The organism is Pseudorhodoferax soli, assembly GCF_003337555.1.
Lineage (GTDB): Bacteria > Pseudomonadota > Gammaproteobacteria > Burkholderiales > Burkholderiaceae_C > Pseudorhodoferax > Pseudorhodoferax soli.
The window spans coordinates 536,242-560,077 of the sequence record NZ_QPJK01000005.1; the positions used below are offsets into that span (position 1 = coordinate 536,242).

Sequence of the window (23,836 nt, forward strand, 5' to 3'; positions counted from 1 at the left end):
TTTTCGTTCACCTGGAGACGGTGATTCCCATGCAGTCCCACAAGCCCACGCAGTTGCGGCTGGATCTGACCTCCGACCTGCAGAAGTGGCGCGCCTTCCTGGCCATCGCCGAGCTGGGGAGCCTCACCCGCGCGGCCTTATTCCTGGACAGCAATCAGTCGCTGCTGAGCCGCCACCTCAACGCGTTGGAGCGCGAGTGCAAGGCGCGTTTGTTCAACCGCACCGGCCGCGGTGTGGCGCTTTCCGATGTCGGCCAGCGCATCTTCCCGCTGGTCAAGGCATTGCTGTCGGATGCCGAGCAGCTGGAGGCGGAAATCCTGGGCGAGGCGCGCGAGCCGGCCGGCCGCGTCACCATCGGCTCGCTGCCTTCCATCACCAACCCCATGGTCGGACGCCTGTTCAAGCAATTGCGCGAGAAGCACCCTGCCGTGCAGCTCAAGGTGCTGGAGGGCTCGAGCGGCCAGGTCGAGGAATGGCTGGCCGACGCGCGGGTCGACATCGCCATCCTGTACCGCTACGGCAGTGCTCCGCCCGAGAGCGAGCAGGCCTTGGCCACGGTGGACAGTTACCTGATCGGCGCCGCGGGCGACCGGCTGACGGCCGCCGAAGAAGTGCCGTTCTCCGCGCTGCACGAGCTGCCCTTCATCCTGCCCGGTGTGCCCAATGGCCTGCGCACCGCGCTGGACGCCATGGCCCGGCACGAGCGGATCACGCTGGCCCCGGTCATCGAGGCCGATTCGTTGCCGCTGATGCGCTCCACGGTGGCCGAGGCCCGGCTCTACACCGTGCTGCCCATCCACGCCGTGTGGTCCGAGGTGAAGGAAGGCAAGCTGCAGGCGGCCCGCATCGCGTCGCCGACCCTGGAGCGCATCGTGTCCATGGCGCTGGCGCGCAGCAAGGGCCCGAGCCGGGCCGTGGCCGCCGTGGCGGCCGAGATCGTGCAGATCGTCGAGGACAGCGCGCGCAGCGGCATGTGGCGCTCGGGCACCGCAGCGACCGGCGGCTTGCCGCCTGCCGCATATCAGCCTTGACGAGCCAGCACACGCGGGCCCCGCCGCAGCCTCTAAGCTGGCAGGCCAGCTTTGGCCGACAGGAGATGACCGCATGCCCCGCATCACGCTATTCCCCAACGACACCATGGACGACGGGCAGCGCGCAGTCCACGACCGCATCGTCTCCGGCCCGCGTGGCCGCATCCAGGGCCCGCTGCGCGCCGCACTGCACAACTCCGAGCTGGCCGACAGATGGCAGGCCTTCGGCGCGCTGCTGCGCTATGGCACCACGCTCACACCGCGCCAATCCGAGATCGCCATCCTCGTCACCGGCCGCGCCTGCCAGTCGCCCTTCGAGTGGTACGCCCATCGCAGCGAAGCCGAGAAGGCCGGCATCGAGCCCGCCGTCATCGCGGCCCTGCTGGCGCAGACCGAACCGGCCGACCTGGCGGAAGACGATGCGGCTCTCTACCACTACGCTGTCGAATTGAACCGCCACCGCTCCGTCTCCGACGCCACCTACGCGCGCGCGCTGGGCTGCTTCGGCGAGCGCGGCGTGGTCGAGCTCACGGCGCTGATCGGCTACTACACGCTGGTCGCCATGACCTTGAACTGCCACGAGATCCCGCTGCCCGAAGGCGTGGCGCCGGCGTTCCCGCTGCCCCAACACGGAGCGCTGGCATGACCCGCGCTGGCTGGGACTGCCACGCCCATCTGTTCGGCCCTTACGCGCGCTACCCGCTGGCGGCCGAGCGCAGCTACACGCCGCCCGAGGCCGTCGAGGCGCAGTACGAAGCCTTGCTGCAGCGCCTGGGCCTGGCCCGTGGCGTGCTCGTGCATGCCAGCGCCTACGGCAAGGACCACCAGCTGTTGCTCGACGCGCTGGCCGCCCGGCCCGACTGGCGCGGCGTGGTCGTCGTGCAGCCTGGCGACGCGCTGCCGCTGGCCGGCCTGCGCGCGCGCGGTGTGCGCGGCGCGCGTTTCAGCCACCGCAGCGGCGCAGCCAACTTCGCCGGGAGCGCCTCGTTCAACGACCTGCTGGCGCTCGCGCCGCAACTGGCTGATGCCGGCCTGCACGCCGAGCTGTGGACCGATTGCAAGGTGTTGCCCGATATCGCGGCGCAGCTCAAGGCCTTGCCCTTGCCGGTCGTCATCGACCACATGGGCGGTTTCGACGTGGCGGCCGGTGTGGACGAGCCGGGCTTTCGCACGCTGCTGGATCTGTTGGCCACGGGCAAGGTCTGGGTCAAGCTCTGCGCCTACCGCAACCTGCTGAGTGCGCCGGACTGGCAGGCCGGCCGCGCCTTCCAGCAGAAGATGGCCGAGGCCAACCCCGAGCGCCTGGTCTGGGGCAGCGACTGGCCGCACCTGCGTGTGACGCCCGAGCCCGACGCTGCGCAACTGCTGGCGATGTTCAAGGACTGGGCCGGCAGCGCGGCCGTGGCGGAGCAGATCCTGCAGGCCAATCCCGAAACCCTGTACCGCTGACCAGCAGCGCCGGCCCACATCCAGTGGGCCGGGCGTTGCCGCATCAGAACGTGTGCTTGATGCCTGCCGCCAGCAGCGATGTAGACGCACCTGGCGTCACGCCCGTGTAGGCGGTGCTTGCATCGGACACGCTGTAGGACGATGCGCGCAGGTTCTTCAGCCGCGAGTAGCCGGCGTAGAGGTCGGTCCGGCGCGACAGCGTGTGCACGACGTTGACGCTCAGTTGGCTTGCATCGAAGTTGCCCGCGGTGCGGTCGTCGTAGCGCTTCCATGAGGCGTTGACCTTTGTCGTGGCAGCCACCGGCACGGAGCCCCCAACAAGATAGCTGCGGTAGCTGCGGCTGAAGATGCTGGTCGCGCTCGCTGCGCTGGTCGTTCGCGTGCCGCGCCAGGCGCCGGATTGCGCGATGCCGGCCAGCGTGAATGCGCCGAAGTCATGGCGCACGCCGACGGTGGTGCCGGCATCGTGGGCCAGGTCGTCGGCGTTGTCGACGCGGGTGTGCGAAATGCCTGCCAGCGTCTTGCCGCTGCGGTACAACACGTTCAGCCCTCGGGCCTTGCGGCTGCCGTCCGCGCGCTCGTCGCCCACCGTGGCCTGCAGGCGCAGCGACAAACCATTCCAGGTCGGGGACAGCAGGTTGACCACGTTGTTGTTGCGCGCCGCACTCGTGCTCGCGGCCCCGGTCCACAGCGTGCTGCTGGCGGTGCCGATCCCCAGCGCCATCGGATCGATGGGCTGTACCACGTAGAACGCCGGTGCATAGTCGCGACCCATCTCGATCGCGCCCCAGCGCCCGGCCAGAGACACCAGCGCCTTGCGTCCGAACGCGCGACCGCCCTGCGCCAGCTCCCCGGTGTCGATGGTCAGCCCGGTCTCCAGCACGAAAGAGGCACGCAGGCCGCCGCCCAGGTCCTCGGTGCCGCGAAACCCAAGGCGCGAGCCGTAGAGGCAGCCGCTGTTGATCGCCGTCGCCCTGTCGGCGCCTCGGTCCGAGCGGGTCAGGCATGCGTCCATCAGCCCGTAGATGGTGACGCCGCCAGCAGGCTCGCCTTGTGCATGGGCCGCGGTGGCCAGCCCGAGGCCGAACGCCAGGATGCAGGGAAACGTGGCAGTGGAACGTATTGTCTTCATGGTTCTTCGAGGTGGTGGATGAGGCCCGTTCGCCTGCTGCGAAAGGGTGGCGGGCAGTCTAGGAATCGGGGCACGCGGCAGCCAGCCCACGCGGCGCAAAGCTGTCTTCTCCCGTTGCGCAATACGGGCGCTCGTTCGCGTCTGGAGTTGGCGGCCGGTGCATAGCTGCATTGCCGGCTGCAGCCTTACGTGCGAGCAGTTCGGTCCTGACACTGCGACCACGCGGCGCTGCATGCGCGCCGCGACACGCCATCCATCGATTTCAGGAGACCGCCATGAACGCCAACCCATCCACGCACGACTGCATGCACCGCCATGACCATGCAGCGCCGCCATTGCGCGACCGCGCCCGGCGCCGCGTCGCGCAGGGCCTTGTGGCCGCTGCCTGCCTGTTGCCCTTCGCCGTGGCCGCGAGCGGCCCCGAACGCAAGACGGTGCAGGCCCCCGGCGCCACCATCGTCTACCACGCACAGGGCAGCGGACCGCTGGTGATGGTCATTGCGTCGACCGGTCGCGGCACCGAGGAGTTCGGCCTGCTGGCCGAACGCCTGGCCGCGCGCGGATACCGCGTGCTGCGGCCCGAGCCGCGCGGCATCGGTGGCAGCGTCGGCGCGATGGACGGAATCAGCTTCCACGATTTCGCCAAGGACTTCGCCGCCGTGATCGAGCAGGAGGGCGGCACCCCGGCCATCGTGGCCGGCCATGCTTATGGCAACTGGATCGCGCGCGTGATCGCAACGGACTTTCCCGCGCTGACCCGCGGCGTGGTGCTGCTGGCGGCCGGCGCGCGCACCTGGCCCAAGGAACTCAGCGACGCGATCACCATGATCAACGACCCCGCGTCGACCCAAGCGCAGCGCCTGGCCGGCCTGCGGCTGGGATTCTTCGCCGAGGGCAACGACCCACGGCCCTGGCTGGACGGCTGGCACCAGGACGTCACGCGCAGCCAGCGCGCCGCGCGCCAGCGCACCCGGCAGGCCGACTGGTGGGCCGCGGGCCGGGCGCCCATGCTCGATCTGATGGCCGGCGCCGACCCGTTCCGTCCGGCGAATTCGCGCAACGAACTGAAGGACGAGTTTCCCGATCGCGTGACGGTCCAGGTCATCGAAGGGGCCAGCCACGCTTTGCCCGCCGAGAAGCCGCTGGCCACCGCCGACGCCGTGGCCGATTGGGCCGACCGCCTGCCACGCTGAGCAACGACCTGAGTGGTGCGCACCGGGGCTTCAGCGCATCGTGTCGATGGCGCTGGAGCCCACCCAGGGCCTGGGGCGCCCCGTGGCCGGCCACGAGGCCGTGGTGCCGCGGGTTGTGCAGACCAGCCCCGACACCCTGTAGCGCTGAACCTGCGCAGCGCGACGCACCCACTGCGCTTTGCGGCTTTGCGAAAGACAGCTATGCCTGGCGGCGTCTGGCTCGCCGACGACGCCACCCATAGAGTCGCTTTCCCGGGCGGAAAGCCCGGCCATCAACGTCTGACACTGGAGACACCCATGAACAGCAAAACCCTCGGCGCGATCGCTTCCATCGCACTTCTGGCGACCGGATGCGGCGGTGGCGACGACGCCACTCCTGACACGCCGGCGGCAACGGCGCTCGCGCCGGACTGCACCGCGGTGCAGAGACTCAGCCATGCGAACACCGTGTTCAAGAGCGCAATCCAGATCGACACCGATGTGGTGCGTTCAGGCACTGTCACGATGCCGGCACACTGTGTTGTCACGGGTGAGATCAACCCCCGTACCGGCGTGAACGGAGTGCGTTACAGCATCGGCTTCGAACTCAGGTTGCCGCTCACGTGGAACGGACGTTTTCAATTCCTCGGCGGCGGCGGCGTTGACGGAAGCATTCCGCTGGCCTACGGCTTCCAGCGCACAGGCGGAGTTCCTGCGTTGGCGCAAGGTGCTGCCGTCGTCACCAGCGACATGGGGCATACCGGCGTCAACGGACGTGACGCCACTTTCGGGCTCGACCAACAAGCCCGCATCGACTGGGGCTACAACGCGATGGACAAGGTGACGGTGATGGCCAAGGAGGTCATCGGCAAGTTCTACGGCAAGGCGCCTCAGTACTCTTACTACGTCGGGACCTCGGGCGGCGGCCGCCAGGGAATGATGATGGCGCAGCGCTTTCCGCTGCACTTTGACGGCATCGTTTCCGGCGCGCCGATCCTGGAGCAGCACCTGGCCCAGATCGGCTCCATGCAGATGCTGCAGGAGTTCACCGCCATCGCCCCGAAGAACGCCAATGGGCAGCCGATCCTCAGCAAGGCCTACACCGACGGCGACCTCAAGCTCATTGCCGCAGCAGTGCTGAGCAAGTGCGATGCGCTGGACGGTGTGGCCGATGGCTTGATCGAGAACTACCCCGCGTGCACCTTCGACGCGAGCGAACTGCAGTGTCCGGGGGGCAAGGCCGACACATGCTTGTCCGCCCCGCAAGTGACCGCATTCAACAAGGTCATGACCGGGCCGCGCAACTCGGCGGGCGCGCTACTCTATCCGCCGGCACCGTGGGACACCGGCATCGGCGAACCCGAATGGCGCAGTGACCAGATCGGTACGGCGACCGGACCCATTCCCAACTCCAGCAAGTTCAGCAATCAGTCGATCAAGTACGTCTTCATGACACCGGCCGCGCCGGACTTCGATTACCTCAAGTTCAACTTCGACACCGACCCGGCCAGCATGCTCGCATCGGCCGCCTACACCGCAACCAACTCGACCAACTACGACGGCTTCAAGGCGCGCAAGGGCAAGCACATCGTCTACGTGGGACTGGCCGACACGCTGGTGAACCCCAGCGGGGTCAATCGCTGGTATCGCGAGCTGGTGGCGGCCAATGGCGGACTCGAGGCGACCAAACAGTTCGCGCGCCTCTTCAACTTTCCGGGCATGGGCCATTCCGTTGGCGGTGCCGCGCTTGACCGGTTCGATCCTGTCGCCGCCATCCAGGAATGGGTCGAGAAGGGCGTGGCGCCCGACTTCTTGGTGGCCACGGGATCGCGGTTCCCCGGCCGCACGCGAAACATCTGCGCCTACCCCCAGATCGCACGATACGTCGGCTCGGGAAGCGTCGACGATGCAGCCAGCTTTCGCTGCACTGCGCCGTGACCGCTCAACCACGCCCGAGAAAGCAGATCGAGCCGTTCATGAGTCGCCGCGCGTGGAGGTGCAGGCCGCGCGCGGCTCCTCCACGATTTCGCTGCGCGGAGCAGACCATCGTCGTGGCCCGGACGGGATGTGCTTCGTCGACCAGTGGCGCGGCCTGCATCCCCTGTCGCTAATGAGCCAGGCTTACTTGTCCAACAGATTCAACTTGCCCAGCAAATGTGTCATCGCCACCTTGTCGGCCTGCACGAAGGCCGTGGTCTGCGCGGGCGACAAGTCCAGCCGCTCGGCGCCCAGCGACGACAGCAGCGTCTGGTAGGCCGGGTCGGCCTGCGTATCGGCCATGGCCTTGCGCAGGGTCTCGATCACGTCGACCGGCGTGCGCTTGGGCGCGGCAAGCGTGTACCAGGTGGATACCTGCGACCCCTTGAAGCCGGCCTCGGCCATGGTCGGCACCTGCGGCAGCAGGGGCGAGCGCTGGGCCCCGCCATAGGCCAGGGGCTTCAACCTGCCGTCGGCGATGAAGGCCTGCGTGGCCGCCAGGTTCAGCATGCCCATCTGCACCTGGCCGCCCAGCACATCCTTGATCGCGGGCGCTGCGCCGCCATAGGGTACGTGGCTGATCTGGATGCCGGCACGCTGCAAGAAGGATTCCGCCGCCAGGTGGGTGCCGCCGCCGCTGCCGGCCGAGGCGTAGTTGAGCTTGCCGGGCTCCTTCTTCGCCAGCGCGATCAGTTCCTGCACGGTCGACACGCCCACCGAGGGGTGCACCACCAGCACGCTGGGCTGGTTGCCCACGCCGCCGATGAAGGCGAAATCGCCCAGGCCGTCGTACGGGACCTTTTGCATCAGCGGCGTGACCACGTGACCGGCCGAGGTGCCGATCAACAGCGTGTAGCCGTCGGCCCGCGAGCGCGCGACGAAGCCGGTGCCGATGGTGGCAGCGCCGCCGGCCTTGTTGTCGACCACGATAGGCTGCTTCAGCCGCTGTTCCAGCAGGCGTGCCAGGCCGCGCGCCAGCGTGTCGGCCGGCCCGCCAGCCGCGTAGGGGTTGACCAGCTTGATCGGGCGCGTGGGGTAGGCGTCCTGGGCGTGCAGCGCCGGCGCCAGGCCCAGCGCGGCGGCCGCCTGCAGCACAGAACGTCGGTGGATCGGGCGCATTTCTGTCTCACTCTTCAGTTGTTTGTCGGGAGCGGGCCCCAGCCTTCGCCGCCCGGCGGGCGCTGCAGCATGGGCCGGTGGAAGATCTCGCCCAGGCCTGCGTAGAACGGGCCGCCCAGGCGCGCGATGGGCCGCATGCGCGCGGTGTCCACGCGCTGGCCGTCATAGATCTCGGTCGAGAGATGGAAGGCCACGATCTCGCCGATGTACAGCGTGTTGATGCCGCGGCCCAGCACGATGGCCTGGTCCAGCCGGCACTCCATCTGCACCGGCGCGATGGCGATGCGCGGCGGCTTCACGTGGCGGCTGGGCAGCAGCGGGATGCCCAGCGCCTCCACCTCGCTGACCTCGGGCGCGAATTCCTGCGCGCTCTGGTGCATCAGTTCCATGTTGTGCTCGGTCGCCACGTTCACGACGAACTCGCGGCACGTGAGGATGTTGCGCGCCGTGTCCTTGGTGCGGCCGTCGCCGGCGCGCTGGGCGATGTTGATGGCCAGCATCGGCGGGCTGGTCGCCACATAGTTGTACGAACTGAAGGGCGCTGCGTTGGCGCGGCCCTCTTCGTCCACGCTGGTGATCCAGGCCACGGGGCGCGGCGCCACGCAGCCGATGACCAGGCGGTAGGCGGTCTCGGTGTCCAGAGCCTGCCCGTCAACACAGACGAAGCCCGCGCTCGGCTCAGCCATCGACGGCCACCGTGGCCTGAAACGACGGCCGGGCACTGAGCTGCTCGAACCACTGTGCCAGCTGCGGCGCCTGTTCACGCCAGCCGAAGCTGTCGAAGCGGTAGTCCAGGTAGCCCAGCGCACAGCCCACGGTCAAGGTGCCGATGGACATGGGCGCGACCTGCAGCGCGCCGGCCTCGGCGTCCAGCAGGACCAACGTGGCACGGGCCTTCAGTTCGAAGGCATCGATCAGCGCCTGCAGGGGCTGGACGCGTTCGCGCTCGTTGCGCCACAGGATGGCCAGGTCCAGCAGCCCGTCGCCCAGGGCGTGCCAACGCAGCGCCTGCCAGCGGGCGGTGCCCTCCTGGGGGAACAGCAGGCCGTCGGCCTGCGCGTTCAGGTACTCGCAGATCACCACCGAGTCGAACAGCCGTGTGCCATCGGCGCAGACCAGCGTGGGGATCTTGGACAGCGGGTTGTCCTGCATCAGCGCCGCATTGGGCTTCTGCATGGCAGCCACCGAGCGCACCAGCTCCAGCTGCGGCAGCAGGCCCAGTTCGTGCGCGCAGACCATGACCTTGCGCACATAGGGCGACTTTGGCGACCAGTGCAGCCGCATCGTGCTGGCCGCCATCAGATGGCTCCCGCGCTGCGCAGGCCGGCGATGCGCTCGGCGGTGTAGCCCAGCTCGGTCAGGATGGCGTCGCTGTGCTGGCCCAGCAGCGGCGGTGCAGTTTGTGTCTGCAGCGGCGCTTCGGCAAAGCGCATCGGGCTGGCGACCTGTGGCACGTCCACGCCAGCGGGGTGGGGCACGTGACGCAGCATGCCGCGCGCCTGCACCTGTGGCTCCTCGAACACCTCGGCTACGCTGTTGATGGCACCGCAGGGCACGCCGGCCTTGTCCAGCGCGGCGATCAGCTGCTCTCGCGGCCACTCGGCGAACTGCGCGCGCAGCAGGGCCGAGAGCTCGCCGATGTTGCGCACGCGCTGGGCGTTGGTGGCGAAGCGCTCGTCCGTGCTCCACGCGCCGCGGCCAAGCACCTCGCACAGCTTGGCGAACTGGCCGTCGTTGCCCACCACCAGGATCACGTCGCCGTCGCCGCAGGCGTATACGTCCTGCGGCTGGATGTTGGGGTGCGCGTTGCCGTTGCGTCTGGGCAGCTTGCCCGATACCAGGTAGTTCATGGCTTGGTTCGACAGCGTGGCCACCTGCACGTCGAGCATGGCGATGTCGATGCTGTCGCCCACGCCGGTCTGGTCGCGGCGCGCCAGCGCGGCCAGCACCGCGACGGCGGTGTACATGCCGGTCATCAGGTCGACGATGGGGATGCCCACCTTCTGTGGGCCGCCGCCGGGCCGGTCGTCGCGCTCGCCGGTCACGCTCATCATGCCGCCCATGGCCTGGATCAGGAAGTCGTAGGCCGGCTGGTCGCGGCGCGGGCCGGTCTGGCCGAAGCCCGTGACGGAGCAATAGATCAGCCGCGGATTGATCTTGCGCAGCGAGGTCTCGTCCAGGCCGTAGCGCTTCAGCGTGCCGGCCTTGTAGTTCTCCAGCACGATGTCGGCCTTGAGCGCCAGGTCCTTCACGATCTGCTGGCCCTCGGGCGTGTCCAGGCTGACGGTGATGGAGCGCTTGCCGCGGTTCACGGCCAGGTAGTAGCCGGCCTCCTTGGTGTCGCGGCCTTCGGCATCTTTCAGGAACGGGGGGCCCCAGGTGCGCGTGTCGTCGCCGGCGCCGGGGCGCTCGACCTTGATGACTTCGGCCCCCAGGTCTGCCAGGATCTGGCTGGCCCAGGGGGCGGCGAGGATGCGGCTGAGGTCGAGCACTTTGACGTGCGAGAGCGGGCCTTGGGCGGTGGTCATCTGAATGGTTTCCTTTGGGGGATGTGGCCGATTCTGGAAGCTGCGCCCGCCCGGGGCTACCAGCCAGCCGGCAAGGCTGTGATGCGCCTTGGCGCATAGCAGGCGCCGGATGCGGCCGGGCTTGCATAGCAGGTATGCGCGTGGCCTTGGTGGCAGGCGGCGGGCGGCTTCCTACAGTGCCAGCACGTTCAAACCCGTGGAGACATCGACATGCACAAGTTCTTGAAATCCGCCGCGGCCATCGCACTGGGCATGGCTGCGTTCTCTGCCTTCGCGCAAGCCTGGCCCAGCAAGCCGATCCGCGTGGTCGTGCCGTTCCCGGCCGGCGGCCCGGTCGACCAGACGGCGCGTGCGCTGGGCGCCAAGGTCGGCACCGCGCTGGGCCAGAACATGCTGATCGACAACAAGGGCGGCGCTGGCGGCCTGCTCGGTGCCGACGCGGTGGCCAAGGCCGCGCCCGATGGCTACACCGTGCTGTTCTCGTCCGCCGGTGCGCTGGCCATCGTGCCGCACATCGCGGCCAGCATGCCCTACGACCCGCAGAAGGATCTGATGGCCGTCACCCAGGCGCTCAAGGTGCCGGCCGTGCTGGTGGTCTCAAGCGCCTCGCCGTACAAGAACTTTGCCGAACTGAAGGCTGCCGCCACTGGCCCCTCCAGCAAGATCAACTACGCATCGGCCGGCAGCGGCACCACGCCGCACCTGCAGGCCGAGTTGCTGCGGCGCGAGGCCGGGCTGACGATCAACCACATCCCCTACCGCGGCGCGGCCCCGGCCATCACCGACATCCTGGGCGGCCAGGTCGACATGATGGTGGTCGACATTCCGGTGGCGCTGCCCTTCATCCAGTCCGGCAAGCTGCGCGCGCTGGCCGTCACGAACAACAAGCGCATCCCGGTCTTGAAGGACGTGCCAACCGTGGCCGAGCTGGGCCTGCCCAAGGTCGAGGCCTACAACTGGTACGGCATGCTCGCGCCAGCGCGCACCCCGGCCGACATCGTGGCCAAGCTCTACAGCAGCGTGGGTGCTGCGCTGCGCTCGCCCGACCTGCAGAAGCAGTTCGACCAGCAGGGCGTGGAGGTGGTGGGCAGCAAGCCCGAGGAGTTCGCGCCGTTCATCGCGGCCGAGTCGGCACGCTGGGGGGCCTTGGCCAAGGCGGTCGGCGCCAAGCTGGAATAGGCGCAAGGGCGCGCGCGCCGCAGCGCGTGCGCGCTACGCCGCCACCGCAGAGCGCGCCCTGCGCTGACGCGATGAATCGCAGCCGCGTGCTGGCCTTCGTGTTCGGCAACGCGCGTCAGTCAACTTCTCTCATGTCTTCCAAGGAGGTCTCGTGCCCCACACCAAATCCCTGGCTCCGCGTCCATCACCCGCGCGCATCGCCGCTGCATTCGCCTGCCTGGCCATCGGCGCATGCGGCGGTGGTGGCGACGCCGACATCCCCTTCGTCGACACCAGCGCCCTGGCGTTCAAGACTCCGCTTTCAAGCTGTGCCGCACTGAGCGGAACGGACATTCCGGCCGCGGCCGTCGGCTTGCCGACCTCGGGCGGCACGGTCACGTCCGCCACCCTGGTGCCGGCAGCCCCCGAGCTGGTGGGCGCGGCACGGGTCACGCGGGCGCTGCCCGAGTACTGCCGCGTCCTCGGGTCGATCCGCCCGGTCGATCCTGCAGCACCTCCGATCAACTTCCAGCTCAACATTCCGACGCAGTGGAACCAGAAGACGATCCAGGTCGGCGGCGGTGGCCTGAACGGATCGATCCCGGCCAACCTCGCTGCCATCGGCGCTTCGGGTTCTCCGACCAGTGGGGCATTCCCGCCGGACGCTCCCTATCCGCTGTCCAGCGGCTACGCGATGTTCGGCAGCGACTCCGGACACCAGGTGTCGAGCACGGCGGCCGACTGGGCGCTGAATGACGAAGCCTGGGTCAATTTTGGTCACGCGGCACTCAAGAAGACGCACGACGCGGTTTTCGCGCTGGTCGAGACGCTCTACGGTTCGCGCCCGCGCGTCAGCTACTTCATGGGCCAATCGCAAGGTGGTCGGGAGGCGATGGAGGTGGCCCAACGCTACCCGGAGGACTACGACGGCATCGTCGCGACATCGCCCTTGATCGGCTATTCAGCGCATGTGATCCACAAGACGCTGCTGGCCGCGGCACAGACCGGGGCACGGTGGATTCCACCCGCCAAGCAGGTCGCGATCGGGGCGGAAGTGCTGCGCCAGTGCGACGCCCTGGACGGCCTGGCCGATGGCGTGATCGCGAACTACCTGGCGTGTTCGGCGCGGTTCGATCCGCTGAAAGTGCAGCACCCTTACGCCGCCATCCGTTGCGCTGATGGCGGGGACACGGGGGATGCCTGTGTCTCGGACCGCCAGATCGAAACCCTGGACCAGATGCATGCGCCACTGCGCTTCGGATTCGCGCTGGCGAATGGCTGGTCCGAGTTCCCGGGCTACCAGGTGGGCCGCGAGTCCGAAGGAGGTTGGCTCAACATCGCGCCCCAGCCTTCCCTGCAGGCCCAGCCGGCACTGGGCCAGCCGGGCGCGACCGTCAGCTACGGAATCATCAAGGATCCGGGGTTCAACCTGAGCAACTTTTCCGTGGCGGCATTCAAGGACCGCATCGTGCAGTCGTCGGCCATCATCGATTCGACCAACACCGACCTGGGCCGGTTCTTCGCGCGGGGTGGCCGATTGATCATCAAGGCCCAAGGCTCAGACTACGCGTCCAATCCGCACACGGTGATGCGCTACTACGACGGCCTGGTGCAGCGCTTCGGACAGCGCGCGGTAGATCGCCATGTGCGCTTCTACATGCTGCCGAACGGCGACCACAACGGCGGCGTGCAGAGCCTGCCGGCCCGCACCGCAGAGCCGCAGTACGTCGACCTCATCCGCATGTCGACGGACTGGGTGGAGAAGAACATGCTGCCGGCGGACGCGCCGGTCTTGTCAGCCATGGAAGCGCTGCCGCCGTACACCGTCACCGCGACGCGACCGATGTGCCGCTACCCTGCGTATCCTCGTTACATCGCGGGGGACGCGCGCCAGGGTGGCAGCTACCGCTGCACGGTGGAGTAGGGGCGGGAGGGCGCGCACGACCGGGTGCGCGGCACGCCTGCCCCGTGCTGCCGCGCAGCCTTTCCCCAAGAGTTTCGTGGCGCACTTGTTTGTGCTGAACCGCCTTGGGTTCTCGGCATTCTTGCCTCGTCTTGTATGCTCTGAGCCACCATGAGCAGCGACTCCAAGTGGCTCGATAGCGCCCGTGCGCAGTGGCTTTGGCGAGGGAAGGATCGGCCCCCCTTCGCCGATGTCCCAGCGTTGGGGCAGGTGTCGGTTTGGGATTTCCCGAGGCCGCCAGAGCTCGTGCGTGAAGCGCGTGAGATCGTCGTGTTCTGGGGCCACCTCGAGGTAGCGCGCACACGCGCCGCCTGGGCGGTCCGCGAAACGGCCCACCCACCGACGTTCTACCTGCCGCTGGCCGACGTTCAGCCTGGACTGTTGGAGCCCGCTGGCGGTGGCTCTTTCTGTGAGTGGAAGGGACCGGCGCAGTATTGGAATCTGGTAGATGGCGCACGCCGCCTGGACCAGGTGGCCTGGAGCTACCCCCAACCCCTGTCTGGTGCCGAGCCGCTCGCCGACTGTGTGGCCTTCTATGCCCACAATCTCGACTGCCGCGTCGGCGGATCGAAGGCCCATCCACAGGCTGGGGCCTTCTATGGTGGCTGGATCACCCCGGACTTGGCTGGGCCCTTCAAAGGCGGACCCGGTAGCGGAGCTTGGTAGGCAGTCGGTTGCGGTGATCGGGCCTGCGTCAGTTGGCGCAGCAATTCTCTGGGTGGCCTCAAAGCTGAAGTGCGGCACGGCGCGTCCGTGTCCGCACCCGCAGCCTCAACGCCGCTTGGCCAGCTCCAGCTTCGCAATCGCGTTGCGGTGCACCTCGTCCGGCCCGTCCACGATGCGCACGGTGCGCTGGTGGGCGTAAGCCTCGGCCAGCCAGAAGTCCTGGCTGACGCCGGCCGCGCCATGCGCCTGGATCGCCCAGTCGACCACCTTGCACGACATGTTGGGCGCCACCACCTTGATCATCGCGATCTCGGCACGCGCTTCCTTGTTGCCCACGGTGTCCATCTTCCAGGCGGCGTTCAGCGTCAGCAGCCGGGCCTGGTCGATCATGCAGCGCGACTCGGCGATGCGCTCATGCCAGACCGACTGCGCGGCCAGCGGCTTGCCGAAGGCGATGCGGGCCTGCAGCCGGTCGACCATCATCTCCAGCGCGCGCTCGGCAGCGCCGATGGAGCGCATGCAGTGGTGGATGCGCCCCGGGCCGAGGCGGCCCTGCGCGATCTCGAAGCCGCGCCCTTCGCCCAGCAGCATGTTGGACACCGGCACGCGCACGTTCTCCAGCAGCACCTCCATGTGGCCGTGCGGCGCATCGTCGTAGCCGAACACCGACAGGTGGCGCACCACCTTGACGCCCGCCGTGTCGCGCGGTACCAGCACCATGGACTGCTGCGCGTGGCGTGGCGCGTCCGGGTCGGTCTTGCCCATCACGATGTAGATCTTGCAGTCCGGGCTGCCGGCGCCGGACGAGAACCACTTGCGGCCGTTGATGAGGTAGTGGTCGCCATCGCGCACGATGGAGCACTGGATGTTGGTGGCGTCGGACGAAGCCACCGCCGGCTCGGTCATCAGGAAGCCAGAGCGGATCCTGCCGGCCAGCAGTGGCTCCAGCCACTCATCCTTCTGCGCCTCGGTGCCGTAGCGCTCGATGGTTTCCATGTTGCCGGTGTCCGGCGCCGAGCAGTTGAACACCTGGCCCGACCACGAGACGCGGCCCATCAGTTCGCACAGCGGCGCGTAGTCCAGGTTGGAGATGCCGGGCACGCCACGGTGCTCGTGCGGCAGGAACATGTTCCACAGGCCGGCTTCGCGTGCGATGGGCTTGAGTTCCTCGATCAGCGGCGAGAGTTGCCAGGGATTGCCGGCACGGCGAAAGGCGGCCATCTCTTCATGGTGGCGCGCTTCGTTGGGATAGATGTAGCGGTCGAAAAAGTCCCGCATGCGTTGCAGCAGGTCGGCTGTCTTGGCGGATGGTTCGGCGAACATCGTTGTCTCCTTGCGTGGACCGCACCGGGCGCGCGGCGATCGACGGTAGCACGCGCGCCCGGCTGTGCGGGTCACTCGATGGACAGGCAGCGGCCCTTCAATCCAGGCGGATGCCGGCCCGCTGCACGACCTGGCCCCACTTGGCCAGATCGCTGCGGATCAGGCCGGCAAATTCTTGCGGCGTGCTGAGCCGCACCTCGATGCCGGCATCGGCCATCTGCCGCGCCATCCCGGGCGTGGACATGGCCGCGCCGATCTCGCGGTGCAGCGTGTCGACGATGGCCTGCGGCGTTCCGGCCGGCGCCAGCACGCCCAGCCACAGCGTCATGTCGTAGCCGGCCATGCCGGGCGCCTCCGCAATCGTCGGGACCTGGGGCAGGGCGGGGGACCGCTTGCTGCCCGTCACGCCCAACGGGCGCAGCTTGCCGGTCTTGGCGTAGTCGACGAAGTTGGACGTGGTGTCGAACATCATCGAGATGCGCCCGCCCAGAAAGTCGGTCATGGCCGGCGCGCTGCCCTTGTAGGGCACGTGCGTCAGATCGACCCCGGCCAGGCTCTTGAACAGTTCGCCCGACAAATGGCTGGTGGTGCCGTTGCCGGCCGAGGCGAACGTCAGCTCGCCGGGCTTGCTGCGGGCCAGCGCCACCAGCTCGGCCACGTCCTGCGCGGGCACGCCGGGGTGCACCACCAACAGGTTGGAGGTGCTGTGCGTCAGCGTGATCGGCACGAAGCTTTTCACCGGGTCGTAGCGCAGGCTTCTGTACAGGTTGGGGTTGATGGTCAGCGAGCCCATGGTGGCGAAGAGCAGCGTGTAGCCGTCCGGTGCCGCCGTGGCCACGGCCTCGGCGCCGATGCCGCCGCCCGCGCCGGCCCGGTTGTCGATGACCACGCCCTTGCCCAGCCGCTCGGCCAGGCGCTGGCCCAGGGTGCGGGCCATCAGGTCGGTGGCGCCGCCGGCCGGGAAGGGCACGACCAGGCGGATGGGCTTGTCGGGGTAGTCGGCGGCGCTGGCGCTGGCGTGGGCGCCCAGGCACAGCGCTGCGGCGCACAGCAGCAGTTGGCGGCGCATCTCAGCGGCCCGTGAACACGGGCGCGCGCTTCTCGGCGAAGGCGCGTTGCGCTTCCTTGGCGTCGTCGGTCTTGCCGATCTGCGCCGTCATGTCCTGCTCGTAGCGGTAGCCGTCGCGCAGGCTCATGTCCTCGATCACGTTCAGCGTGTGCTTGCCCATGCGGGTGGAGACCGGGCTCTTGGATGCGATGGTCTGCGCGATCTCCATGGCCGTGGCCATCAGCTCCTCGTGTGCAACGCAGGCCTCGACGATGCCCAGCCGGTACAGTTCTGCGCCTGGCACACGCATGCCGGTCAGTGCCATGCGGCGCAGCCGCGAATGGCTGAACAGGCGCATGGCGTGGCGGCAGCCGCCCAGCAGGCCGACGTCGACCTCGGGCAGGCCCAGCGATGCCTTCTCGGACGCGACCAGGATGTCGCTGGACGCGGCCATGGCCACGCCCGAGCCCAGCGCCGCGCCGTTGATGGCGCAGACCACCGGCTTGGCACATTCGCGGATCGCGTGGAAGCACTCGCGCGTGCGGCGCGAATGCGCGGGCAGGTCGCCCGGGCCCTTGATGACGGATGCGCGGCCCTTCAAGTCGGCCCCGGCGCAGAAGACCTTGCCGGCGCCCGTCAGCACCACGGCGCGCACCTCGTCCATCTCGGAGATGCGGTCCAGTGCCATCGTGAGCTCGTCGTTCAGCGTGCGCGTCAGTGCGTTGACGGGCGGGCTGTTCATGGTCAGCGTGGCCACGTGGCCGTCGAGTGCGTAGATGAGTTGGGTCAGGTCGTCCATGGGTCTCCAATGTGCGGCGGGCCGCGTGTCTTCTCGAAGATGCCAGTCTAGGGACGCTGACCTGGCGCCGCTACGCCGGCTGCCGCAGGGCTGCTATGCAGATCGGCGCATCTCTGCCCCGCCGGCCGGGCCGCCGGGTGGAGGCCGATCCACAGCGCCCGCACATGCCGCACATGCCGCACATGCCGCGCATGCCGCGCATGCGATCATCCGGCCCGTCGCGGCGCATGGCCGCCGCCTGCCCATCCCCATGCGCTCACTCCGTGTCCAGCTCACCCTGTTCGGCCTCCTGCTGGTGGCCCTGTGGGCCACGCTTGCCGTGGTGATGGTCGTGCTGTACCGCAGCAGCGCCGGCGCCCAGGTCGAGACGCAGCGGGCCGTCGCGCAGCAGGCCTGCGGCGCCATTGCGGCACGCTACGCGCAATCCGTGCCCGTGCCCACGCCGGCCGCGCCGCAGTTCGACCGCATCGTCGACAGCTTCAACCGCTACCGGGCGCGGTTCGAGCAGGCCCGCGCGCAGCTGCAGCAGGCCGCGCAGCAGCGCAGCCGCGACCAGCGGCTGGCCGCGCTCGGACGCATGACCGGCGGCATCGCGCACGAGAGCCGCAACCCCATCGCGGCCATGCGGCTGAAGGCCGAGAACGCGCTGGCCGCCATCGTCGGCCAGATCGACCGGCTCGACGGCCTGGTGCAAAGCCTGCTGGCACTGGTGCAGCCGGTCCAGTTGGCGATGCACTGCACCGACCTGCCGGCCTGGCTGGCCGAGCGGCTGGCCGCCGTGGAGCGCCAGGCCACCCAGCGGGGCGTGCGGCTGGCCTTGCGCCACGCCGGGCAAGCGGCTGCGCGCCTGGACCCGGTGCACCTGGCGCGCGCCGTCGACAACCTGCTGGACAACGCCGTGCGCCATGCGCCACCGGGCGGCGAGGTGCTGCTGTCGGCCGGGCGCACGCTCGCCGGGGCGCTGCTGATCGCGGTGGACGACGACGGCCCGGGCGTGCCCGACGGCCTGCTGCCCCAGCTGTTCGAGCCCTTCGCAACCGGGCGCGCCGGTGGCACCGGCCTGGGCCTCGCGCTGGCCCGCGAGGTGGCGCTGGCCCACGACGGCGAACTGCGCCATGTGGCGCGCACGCCCGGCGCTCGCTTCGAACTGGAGATGTCGTGGCACGCCTGCTGATCGTCGACGACGACGACGCCTGCCGCGAGACGCTGGCTGAGACGCTGCAGGGCCTGGGCCACGAGGCGGTGCAGGCCGCCAGCGGGGTGGACGCGCTGGCGCTGGCCGTGCGCACCCGTTTCGCGGCCGTGTTCCTCGACCACCGCATGCCCGGCATGGACGGACTGGAGGTGCTGGCCGCGCTGCGTGCCCGGCTGGCCAGCCTTCCCCCGGTCATCGTGCTGACCGCCTACGCGAGTGCCGGCAACACCATCGAGGCCATGCGCCTGGGCGCGTTCGACCACCTGGCCAAGCCGGTCACGCGCCAGGAGGTGGCCGACGTGCTGGCGCGCGCCCTGCGCACCGCGGCGCCGGCCGGGGCCGGGCAGGGCGCCGGTGATGCGGTCGACAACGACGACGAGGACGACGCATTGGTGGGACCGAGCGAGGCCATGCGCGCGGTGCACAAGCGCACCGGCCTGGCGGCCGCCAGCGCGGCGCCGGCGCCGGTGCTGGTGCTGGGCGAGACCGGCAGCGGCAAGGACATGGTGGCGCGCGCGCTGCACCGCCACTCGGCCAGGGCCGGCGGCCCCTTCGTCGCCATCAACTGCGCGGCCATCCCCAAGGAGCTGCTGGAGAGCGAGCTGTTCGGCCACGTGCGCGGCGCCTTCACGGGCGCCACGTCCGACCGGCCCGGCTGCTTCCGCGCGGCCGACGGCGGCGTGCTGCTGCTCGATCAGATCGGCGACATGGCCGCCGGCGTGCAGGCCAAGATCTTGCGCGTGCTGCAGGAAGGCGAGGTCACCCCGCTGGGCGGGCACCGCACGCACAAGGTGAACGTGCGCATGGTCGCCGCCACCCACCGCGACCTGGCGCAGGCCGTGCGCGAGGGGAGCTTCCGCGAAGACCTGTTCTACCGGCTCGATGTGCTGACCGTGCGGCTGCCGCCGCTGCGCGGGCGGCTGGCCAACATCATTCCGCTGGCCGAGCACTTCCTGCGCCGTGCCGCCGCGCGGCAGGAGGGTGGGGCGCCCAAGGCCTTGTCGGCTGCGGCCGCGCAGGCCCTGGTGCGCCAGCGCTGGCCCGGCAACGTGCGCGAGCTGCGCAACCTCATGGAGCGTTGCCAGGCCCTGGTGCGCCAGCGGGTGATCGACGCGGCCGACCTGGGGTTGGACGGCGCCGCGCCGGCCGTGGCGCAGGACGCTGCCGCGCTGCCGGCCGACTGGCTGCAGGCCGGCCTGCCCGAGGCGGTGGAGCGGCTCGAACGGCAGCTCATCGCCCAAGCGCTGGCGCGCAGCCAGGGCAACCGCGCCGAGGCCGCGCGCGCTGGGCATCCACCGCCAGCTGCTGTACCGCAAGATGGCGCAGTACGGGTTGGACTGAGACGCCGCGAAACGTCCGCGAAACGTCCGCGAAGGAGACACCCGGCTGTCCGCCTGCATCCACCGCGTGCGCCGGCCGTGCGCCAAGTCCTTGATCTGCAAGGCCGGCCGGCTGGCACGGAAATCGAACCATCCCGGGGTTGCACTGCCGTGCGCCCACTTTGTTGAACATGTCCGACTCTTCCACCGCTCCCCCGTCCCCTGCCGCCGGCGATGCACCTGCGCCTGCCGGCAACACGCTGCTCTGGGTCCTGCTGGCCCTGGCCGCCGTGCTCGCCTGGTGGCAGCCGCGCGGGCCGGTGGCCACGCTGCAGCTGGTGGACTGGCAGACCATCGGGGCGCTGGCCGGCCTGCTGGCCATCACCCAGGCGGTGGAGCGCAGCGGCATGCTGCAGGCCACGGCCCAGCGGCTGCTCGGGCGCGTGTCCACGCTGCGCGGCCTCGCGCTGCTGCTGACGGCCGCGGCGGCGCTGCTGTCGGCCCTGGTCACCAACGACGTGAGCCTGTTCCTGCTGGTGCCGCTCACGCGCGTGCTGGCCACGCAGGCGCACCTGCCGCTGGCCCGGCTGGTGGTGCTGCAGGCGCTGGCCGTGAACGCGGGCTCGGCGCTCACACCCATCGGCAACCCGCAGAACCTGTACCTGTGGCACCGCTCGGGCGAGAGCTTCGTCGGCTTCATGGGCATGATGGCGCCCACCGTGGCCGTGATGCTGTTCTGGCTGTTGGCAGCGGCCTGGTGGCTGGTGCCGCGCACGCCGATTGCGCTCAAGCCCGCGACCGAGGCGGCGGCCGTGCAGCCGCGCCTTCTGGCCCTGGCGGCCGGGCTGTTCGTCGCCTTCGTGGTCGCGCTCGACCGCCACTGGCTGCTGGCCGGCCTGGGCCTGGTGTTCGGCGCATTCGCACTGGCCGCGCCGCGCGTCCTGCGCGGCATCGACTGGGCGTTGCTGCTCACCATCGCCCTGATGTTCGTGGTGCTGCGCCAGGTGGCCGAGCTGCCAGCCATGGCTGCGCTGTTGCAGCAGTGGCCCATCGCCGAGGGCTGGCGCGCCTACCTGGCAGCCATCGTGGCCTCGCAGGTCATCAGCAACGTCCCGGCCACCATCCTGCTGGACGGCACCGTGCGCGACCTGCCGGCCCTGGCGGCCGGTGTCAGCGTCGGTGGCTTCGGCTGCGTGCTGGGCTCGCTGGCCAACCTGATCGCGCTGCGCCTGGCGCGCTTGCCGGAAGGCATGCGCGAATTCCACCGCCTCAGCATCCCGTTCCTGCTGGTGTGCGCCGCGTCTGCCGCGCTCCTGCGTCTGGGGTGAATCGGCCAGGCTGACGCGAGCGGGCTCCGCAGCCCCTGTCCGCAAAGCGGACATCCCCTGTCCCGCCAGCATCCATGGCGCCCCCCTTGCTCGCTCGCAGGCTGTTGATTTCGGAGGGTTCAGGCGCTGGCTGGCGGCAGCATCGTGCGCTTTCCGCGCCACGTGGGCGCCGTGCTGATGCCCTGGCTGCAGCCCGGCACCACCGTGCATGCGCGCGGCTGGGGCAGCCGCAGCGCGCAGGGCAGTGCGCTCGAAGCCACCGCCATGGGCCTCACGGCCGAGTCCATGCAGGAGCTCTACGCCGGTCCCGCCGGGCGCCCGGGTCCCCCGGTGCAGGCGGGCAATCGCCATGGTCCTGGCGCCTGCAAAGGCTAGCGCGGCGGCGCCGACGCGCTGGCGTGCGCCATGGTCTGGCGGTTCAGCAGCCGCACCACGTATTCCATGAAGGCCGGCGTGAAGACGGTGCCGTGGTCCGGCAGCACGCGCGCGTCGACCTCGACCACGCGCGACGCATCCTGCGGGCACGGCGACGTCGCCCCGGCCACCGGCTGCAGATGCAGGCGGTACCAGGCGTCGCCGGGCGCCGGGCGGCCGCTGTGCGGCTGGTGGAACACCGTCACCGGGTTGTCGGCGTACAGCTCGTTCGATCCGGCGGGCACCCGCGCGAACCCGCGCACGATGGTCTGCGCACCGTCCGGGCGCGGCGGCTGGCCATCGAGCACCTCCATGCGCAAGCGGTGCGTGACGAACGCGCCGAAGTTGGCGGCCGTGTAGACGTGCTCCGGGAAGGGTGCGGCCTGGCGCGCCGCCGCATCGAAGGTCACGGCCTGGCCGGCCGGGTAGACCTGGCGGGTGACCAGGTCCGCTTCCGACGACAAGGACACCAGGGGCATGCCGATCGGCTCGCACCGGCGCTCCCGGTCGTGGATGCCGCGGTACTGCTCGGCCGAGAAGGCGGGGTTGACCAGCAGCACCAGGTCGGGCCGCGCCGCGGCCTGCGCACTGCCGTCCGGCAAGAGCAGCGCGTCGCGCAGCGACTGGAAGACGGCACGCGCACCCAGGCTGTGGCCGGTGACCACCAGGGCGCTGCGCCGGTCGGCACGCGGATCGGGGCGGCCCCGGGCCACGCGCTGCGCCAGCCCGGCGATCAAGGGCCGCAGCAACGCGCCCTGGGCGCCCAGGCGGTCGGCCGCCTGCAGGCGGTTCCAGAAGGTCGTGCCGTTGGCGATCTCGCCGGCATACAGGCGGCCGGGCCAGCCCACGTACACGCCCAGCACCGTGCGGGCTGGCCGGCCGGCGGCGCGGGCAGCCTGCTGCTCCATGGTGTCGATGGCGCCGATCAGCCTGCCGTAGTCGCAGACGTAGCTGTCGCCGGTGGCTGCGGAGTGCTGCCAGCCGTGCACGAAGACGGCGACCAGCGCCCCCGGGCCGGCCACCGCATCGTCCACCGCGCCGAACAGCGCCGTGGACTGGGCCGGGTCCACCGGCTGGCCGCTGTCGTCCGCCTCGACGAAGTGCAGCGCCGCGGGCGCGGCCGCGTGGGCCGGCCCGCACTCGGCCGCCGGCAGCGGCGTCGGGCCGGGCGGGCGCTGCTGCGCGGCCACGCGTTCGAAGCGCTGCCCGTCGACCTGCACGGCGCCCTCCTCGTGGTCCAGGTGCCAGCGCACCGTCAGCGGCGCCGGCGCGGCCAGCAGCGGCTTCACCGCCTCGGGCAGCAGCCGGACCACGCTGCCCTGCGCCTGCGCAGTGAGCGTGAGTGCCGGTGAACTGCCGGTCGCCGGCGCGCCGGGCGTGCTGGCCAATTGCAGCGACACGCTGCCGTCCGGCAGGTCGATGCGCAGCTGCTGCAGCGTGTCGGCGGCGGCCAGGGCGCGGCGCACCCAGCCTGTCGGGCCTTCTGCATTGCCGGGGCTCGCCAACATGGCCTCGCGCCGCGTGTAGGGCAGGCCGTAGCGCAGGCCCAGTTCCACGCGCTGCACGCCGGCCGGCTGCGCGAGCGCAGTCGCCAGGGCGGCCGGCAGCAGCGCGGCGCAGCCGGCCGCCGCTTGCGGGGCGAGCCGGGCGCGCAGCGTGGCGGTCAGTGCGCCGGTCCAGTCGAGCGTGGCCGATTCCAGCGTGGCTTCGCAGTCGCCATGGCGCAGCCGGCCAGCGGCCATGCTGGCATGCAGGCCCTGGCGCAGCACATCGACGCAGCCGGACCCGCTGGCCAGGCGCTCGCCCACGGACACCGGATCGAGCTGCATGCGGGCGCCGAACCCCAGCACCCATTCGCCGGCGCAGCTGCGGCGCAGCAAGCCGGTGTCGGCGTGCAGGTGCAGCGGCTCGGCCAGCAGCGTGGCGGGCAGCTGGCTGGGCATGCCCTGCATGTCGAAAGCCGTGGGCAGCAGGGGCCCCGTGCACGCCAGTCCGTCCAGCGCGCACAGGGCGCCGTGCACGCGGTCGTGGTTCAGCCACTGCAGGACGGCCAGGGTCAGCGCGCCAACCGGCACCAGCCCGAGCAGCCAGCGTGCCGAAAGGCGCATGCCGCCTTGCTTGCGACCGTCCATGGTGTGCTCCCGTTCATCGCAGCCGTGCCGGTCGGCATGGTGCGCTGCGACGGGGGGGCGGTCCATCCCGGCTTTGCGGGATC

Annotated in this window: 20 protein-coding genes and 1 pseudogene; 12 read left to right on the top strand and 9 right to left on the bottom strand. The window is 70.1% G+C overall.

Annotated elements, in window-relative coordinates; translation table 11 throughout:
• Window positions 1–29 precede the first annotated feature (29 nt).
• The 3 genes from DES41_RS20355 (at window position 30) to DES41_RS20365 (ending at window position 2,480) form a co-directional block, all read left to right on the top strand.
• Window positions 30–1,031, top strand: coding sequence for a LysR substrate-binding domain-containing protein (locus tag DES41_RS20355; protein WP_114469462.1), 1,002 nt, complete (start codon window positions 30–32; stop codon window positions 1,029–1,031).
• 73 nt (window positions 1,032–1,104) lie between these two features.
• Window positions 1,105–1,677, top strand: a complete 573-nt coding sequence (locus DES41_RS20360; RefSeq protein ID WP_114469463.1) for a carboxymuconolactone decarboxylase family protein — start codon at window positions 1,105–1,107, stop codon at window positions 1,675–1,677.
• Window positions 1,674–2,480 carry an amidohydrolase family protein gene (locus DES41_RS20365; RefSeq protein WP_114469464.1) on the top strand — a complete coding sequence of 269 codons (807 nt, stop codon included), beginning with the start codon at window positions 1,674–1,676 and terminating at the stop codon, window positions 2,478–2,480. The genes DES41_RS20360 and DES41_RS20365 overlap by 4 nt, the downstream gene beginning before the upstream one ends.
• Before the next feature lie 43 nt (window positions 2,481–2,523).
• Here the strand turns inward: DES41_RS20365 and DES41_RS20370 are convergent, their stop codons facing one another.
• On the bottom strand, window positions 2,524–3,612 hold the full coding sequence (locus tag DES41_RS20370) for a porin (RefSeq protein WP_170168238.1): 1,089 nt from the start codon (window positions 3,610–3,612) through the stop codon (window positions 2,524–2,526).
• A 275-nt stretch (window positions 3,613–3,887) separates the two neighbouring features.
• Between DES41_RS20370 and DES41_RS20375 the strand changes: the two genes are divergently transcribed.
• On the top strand, window positions 3,888–4,805 hold the full coding sequence (locus tag DES41_RS20375; RefSeq protein ID WP_245965790.1) for an alpha/beta fold hydrolase: 918 nt from the start codon (window positions 3,888–3,890) through the stop codon (window positions 4,803–4,805).
• Window positions 4,806–5,102: 297 nt separating this feature from the next.
• Window positions 5,103–6,722: a tannase/feruloyl esterase family alpha/beta hydrolase gene (locus DES41_RS20380; protein ID WP_170168239.1), complete on the top strand. Its 1,620-nt coding sequence runs from the start codon at window positions 5,103–5,105 to the stop codon at window positions 6,720–6,722.
• A gap of 183 nt (window positions 6,723–6,905) precedes the next feature.
• Here the strand turns inward: DES41_RS20380 and DES41_RS20385 are convergent, their stop codons facing one another.
• From DES41_RS20385 to DES41_RS20400, 4 genes are read right to left on the bottom strand one after another with little or no spacing between them, the layout of a single operon-like run.
• Window positions 6,906–7,880, bottom strand: a complete 975-nt coding sequence (locus DES41_RS20385; RefSeq protein ID WP_114469466.1) for a Bug family tripartite tricarboxylate transporter substrate binding protein — start codon at window positions 7,878–7,880, stop codon at window positions 6,906–6,908.
• A gap of 14 nt (window positions 7,881–7,894) precedes the next feature.
• Window positions 7,895–8,566 (bottom strand): flavin reductase family protein, encoded by a 672-nt coding sequence (locus tag DES41_RS20390; RefSeq protein WP_114469467.1) that lies wholly within the window; start codon window positions 8,564–8,566, stop codon window positions 7,895–7,897.
• Window positions 8,559–9,179, bottom strand: a complete 621-nt coding sequence (locus tag DES41_RS20395) for a glutathione S-transferase family protein (RefSeq protein WP_245965791.1) — start codon at window positions 9,177–9,179, stop codon at window positions 8,559–8,561. The genes DES41_RS20390 and DES41_RS20395 overlap by 8 nt, the downstream gene beginning before the upstream one ends.
• The gene (locus DES41_RS20400) at window positions 9,179–10,408 is read right to left on the bottom strand and encodes a CaiB/BaiF CoA transferase family protein (RefSeq protein WP_114469468.1); all 1,230 of its coding nucleotides are present in this window, start codon (window positions 10,406–10,408) and stop codon (window positions 9,179–9,181) included. The genes DES41_RS20395 and DES41_RS20400 overlap by 1 nt, the downstream gene beginning before the upstream one ends.
• Window positions 10,409–10,618: 210 nt before the next feature.
• On the opposite strand from DES41_RS20400, the gene DES41_RS20405 reads away from it, so the two are divergent.
• The 3 genes from DES41_RS20405 to DES41_RS20415 all read left to right on the top strand — a co-directional run bounded on the left by DES41_RS20405 (window position 10,619) and on the right by DES41_RS20415 (window position 14,195).
• Window positions 10,619–11,587, top strand: coding sequence for a Bug family tripartite tricarboxylate transporter substrate binding protein (locus tag DES41_RS20405; RefSeq protein WP_114469469.1), 969 nt, complete (start codon window positions 10,619–10,621; stop codon window positions 11,585–11,587).
• Between the two features lie 151 nt (window positions 11,588–11,738).
• The gene (locus tag DES41_RS20410; protein WP_114469470.1) at window positions 11,739–13,490 is read left to right on the top strand and encodes a tannase/feruloyl esterase family alpha/beta hydrolase; all 1,752 of its coding nucleotides are present in this window, start codon (window positions 11,739–11,741) and stop codon (window positions 13,488–13,490) included.
• Between the two features lie 150 nt (window positions 13,491–13,640).
• On the top strand, window positions 13,641–14,195 hold the full coding sequence (locus tag DES41_RS20415; RefSeq protein WP_114469471.1) for a DUF427 domain-containing protein: 555 nt from the start codon (window positions 13,641–13,643) through the stop codon (window positions 14,193–14,195).
• A 105-nt stretch (window positions 14,196–14,300) separates the two neighbouring features.
• Here the strand turns inward: DES41_RS20415 and DES41_RS20420 are convergent, their stop codons facing one another.
• The 3 genes from DES41_RS20420 to DES41_RS20430 form a co-directional block, all read right to left on the bottom strand.
• Entirely contained in the window at window positions 14,301–15,518 is a 1,218-nt protein-coding gene (locus tag DES41_RS20420) for an acyl-CoA dehydrogenase family protein (RefSeq protein ID WP_114469472.1), read from the bottom strand.
• Between the two features lie 97 nt (window positions 15,519–15,615).
• The gene (locus tag DES41_RS20425) at window positions 15,616–16,587 is read right to left on the bottom strand and encodes a Bug family tripartite tricarboxylate transporter substrate binding protein (RefSeq protein WP_114469473.1); all 972 of its coding nucleotides are present in this window, start codon (window positions 16,585–16,587) and stop codon (window positions 15,616–15,618) included.
• A 1-nt stretch (window position 16,588) separates the two neighbouring features.
• A complete protein-coding gene (locus tag DES41_RS20430; RefSeq protein ID WP_114469474.1) occupies window positions 16,589–17,365 on the bottom strand; it encodes an enoyl-CoA hydratase/isomerase family protein in 777 nt (258 codons plus the stop codon).
• A gap of 250 nt (window positions 17,366–17,615) precedes the next feature.
• Here DES41_RS20430 and DES41_RS20435 point away from each other — a divergent pair, with 250 nt between their 5' ends.
• From DES41_RS20435 to DES41_RS20450, 4 genes and pseudogenes are all read left to right on the top strand, one after another.
• On the top strand, window positions 17,616–18,539 hold the full coding sequence (locus tag DES41_RS20435; RefSeq protein WP_114469475.1) for a sensor histidine kinase: 924 nt from the start codon (window positions 17,616–17,618) through the stop codon (window positions 18,537–18,539).
• Window positions 18,524–19,901: pseudogene (locus DES41_RS20440) on the top strand (sigma-54-dependent transcriptional regulator). The gene DES41_RS20435 and the pseudogene DES41_RS20440 overlap by 16 nt, the downstream one beginning before the upstream one ends.
• A gap of 169 nt (window positions 19,902–20,070) precedes the next feature.
• The gene (locus DES41_RS20445; RefSeq protein ID WP_114469476.1) at window positions 20,071–21,207 is read left to right on the top strand and encodes an SLC13 family permease; all 1,137 of its coding nucleotides are present in this window, start codon (window positions 20,071–20,073) and stop codon (window positions 21,205–21,207) included.
• Window positions 21,208–21,351: 144 nt separating this feature from the next.
• On the top strand, window positions 21,352–21,582 hold the full coding sequence (locus tag DES41_RS20450) for a hypothetical protein (RefSeq protein WP_114469477.1): 231 nt from the start codon (window positions 21,352–21,354) through the stop codon (window positions 21,580–21,582).
• Here the strand turns inward: DES41_RS20450 and DES41_RS20455 are convergent.
• Entirely contained in the window at window positions 21,579–23,753 is a 2,175-nt protein-coding gene (locus DES41_RS20455; protein WP_147282905.1) for a hypothetical protein, read from the bottom strand. The two genes, DES41_RS20450 and DES41_RS20455, sit on opposite strands and share 4 nt — an antisense overlap.
• Between the last annotated feature and the right edge of the window lie 83 nt (window positions 23,754–23,836).

Bases quoted from the DNA above. Each gene is read 5' to 3' on its own strand.
- DES41_RS20355 (WP_114469462.1), top strand. From the start codon at position 30: ATGCAGTCCCACAAGCCCACGCAGTTGCGGCTGGATCTGACCTCCGAC.
- DES41_RS20360 (WP_114469463.1), top strand. From the start codon at position 1,105: ATGCCCCGCATCACGCTATTCCCCAACGACACCATGGACGACGGGCAG.
- DES41_RS20365 (WP_114469464.1), top strand. From the start codon at position 1,674: ATGACCCGCGCTGGCTGGGACTGCCACGCCCATCTGTTCGGCCCTTAC.
- DES41_RS20370 (WP_170168238.1), bottom strand. From the start codon at position 3,612: ATGAAGACAATACGTTCCACTGCCACGTTTCCCTGCATCCTGGCGTTC.
- DES41_RS20375 (WP_245965790.1), top strand. From the start codon at position 3,888: ATGAACGCCAACCCATCCACGCACGACTGCATGCACCGCCATGACCAT.
- DES41_RS20380 (WP_170168239.1), top strand. From the start codon at position 5,103: ATGAACAGCAAAACCCTCGGCGCGATCGCTTCCATCGCACTTCTGGCG.
- DES41_RS20385 (WP_114469466.1), bottom strand. From the start codon at position 7,880: ATGCGCCCGATCCACCGACGTTCTGTGCTGCAGGCGGCCGCCGCGCTG.
- DES41_RS20390 (WP_114469467.1), bottom strand. From the start codon at position 8,566: ATGGCTGAGCCGAGCGCGGGCTTCGTCTGTGTTGACGGGCAGGCTCTG.
- DES41_RS20395 (WP_245965791.1), bottom strand. From the start codon at position 9,179: ATGGCGGCCAGCACGATGCGGCTGCACTGGTCGCCAAAGTCGCCCTAT.
- DES41_RS20400 (WP_114469468.1), bottom strand. From the start codon at position 10,408: ATGACCACCGCCCAAGGCCCGCTCTCGCACGTCAAAGTGCTCGACCTC.
- DES41_RS20405 (WP_114469469.1), top strand. From the start codon at position 10,619: ATGCACAAGTTCTTGAAATCCGCCGCGGCCATCGCACTGGGCATGGCT.
- DES41_RS20415 (WP_114469471.1), top strand. From the start codon at position 13,641: ATGAGCAGCGACTCCAAGTGGCTCGATAGCGCCCGTGCGCAGTGGCTT.
- DES41_RS20420 (WP_114469472.1), bottom strand. From the start codon at position 15,518: ATGTTCGCCGAACCATCCGCCAAGACAGCCGACCTGCTGCAACGCATG.
- DES41_RS20425 (WP_114469473.1), bottom strand. From the start codon at position 16,587: ATGCGCCGCCAACTGCTGCTGTGCGCCGCAGCGCTGTGCCTGGGCGCC.
- DES41_RS20430 (WP_114469474.1), bottom strand. From the start codon at position 17,365: ATGGACGACCTGACCCAACTCATCTACGCACTCGACGGCCACGTGGCC.
- DES41_RS20435 (WP_114469475.1), top strand. From the start codon at position 17,616: ATGCGCTCACTCCGTGTCCAGCTCACCCTGTTCGGCCTCCTGCTGGTG.
- DES41_RS20445 (WP_114469476.1), top strand. From the start codon at position 20,071: ATGTCCGACTCTTCCACCGCTCCCCCGTCCCCTGCCGCCGGCGATGCA.
- DES41_RS20455 (WP_147282905.1), bottom strand. From the start codon at position 23,753: ATGGACGGTCGCAAGCAAGGCGGCATGCGCCTTTCGGCACGCTGGCTG.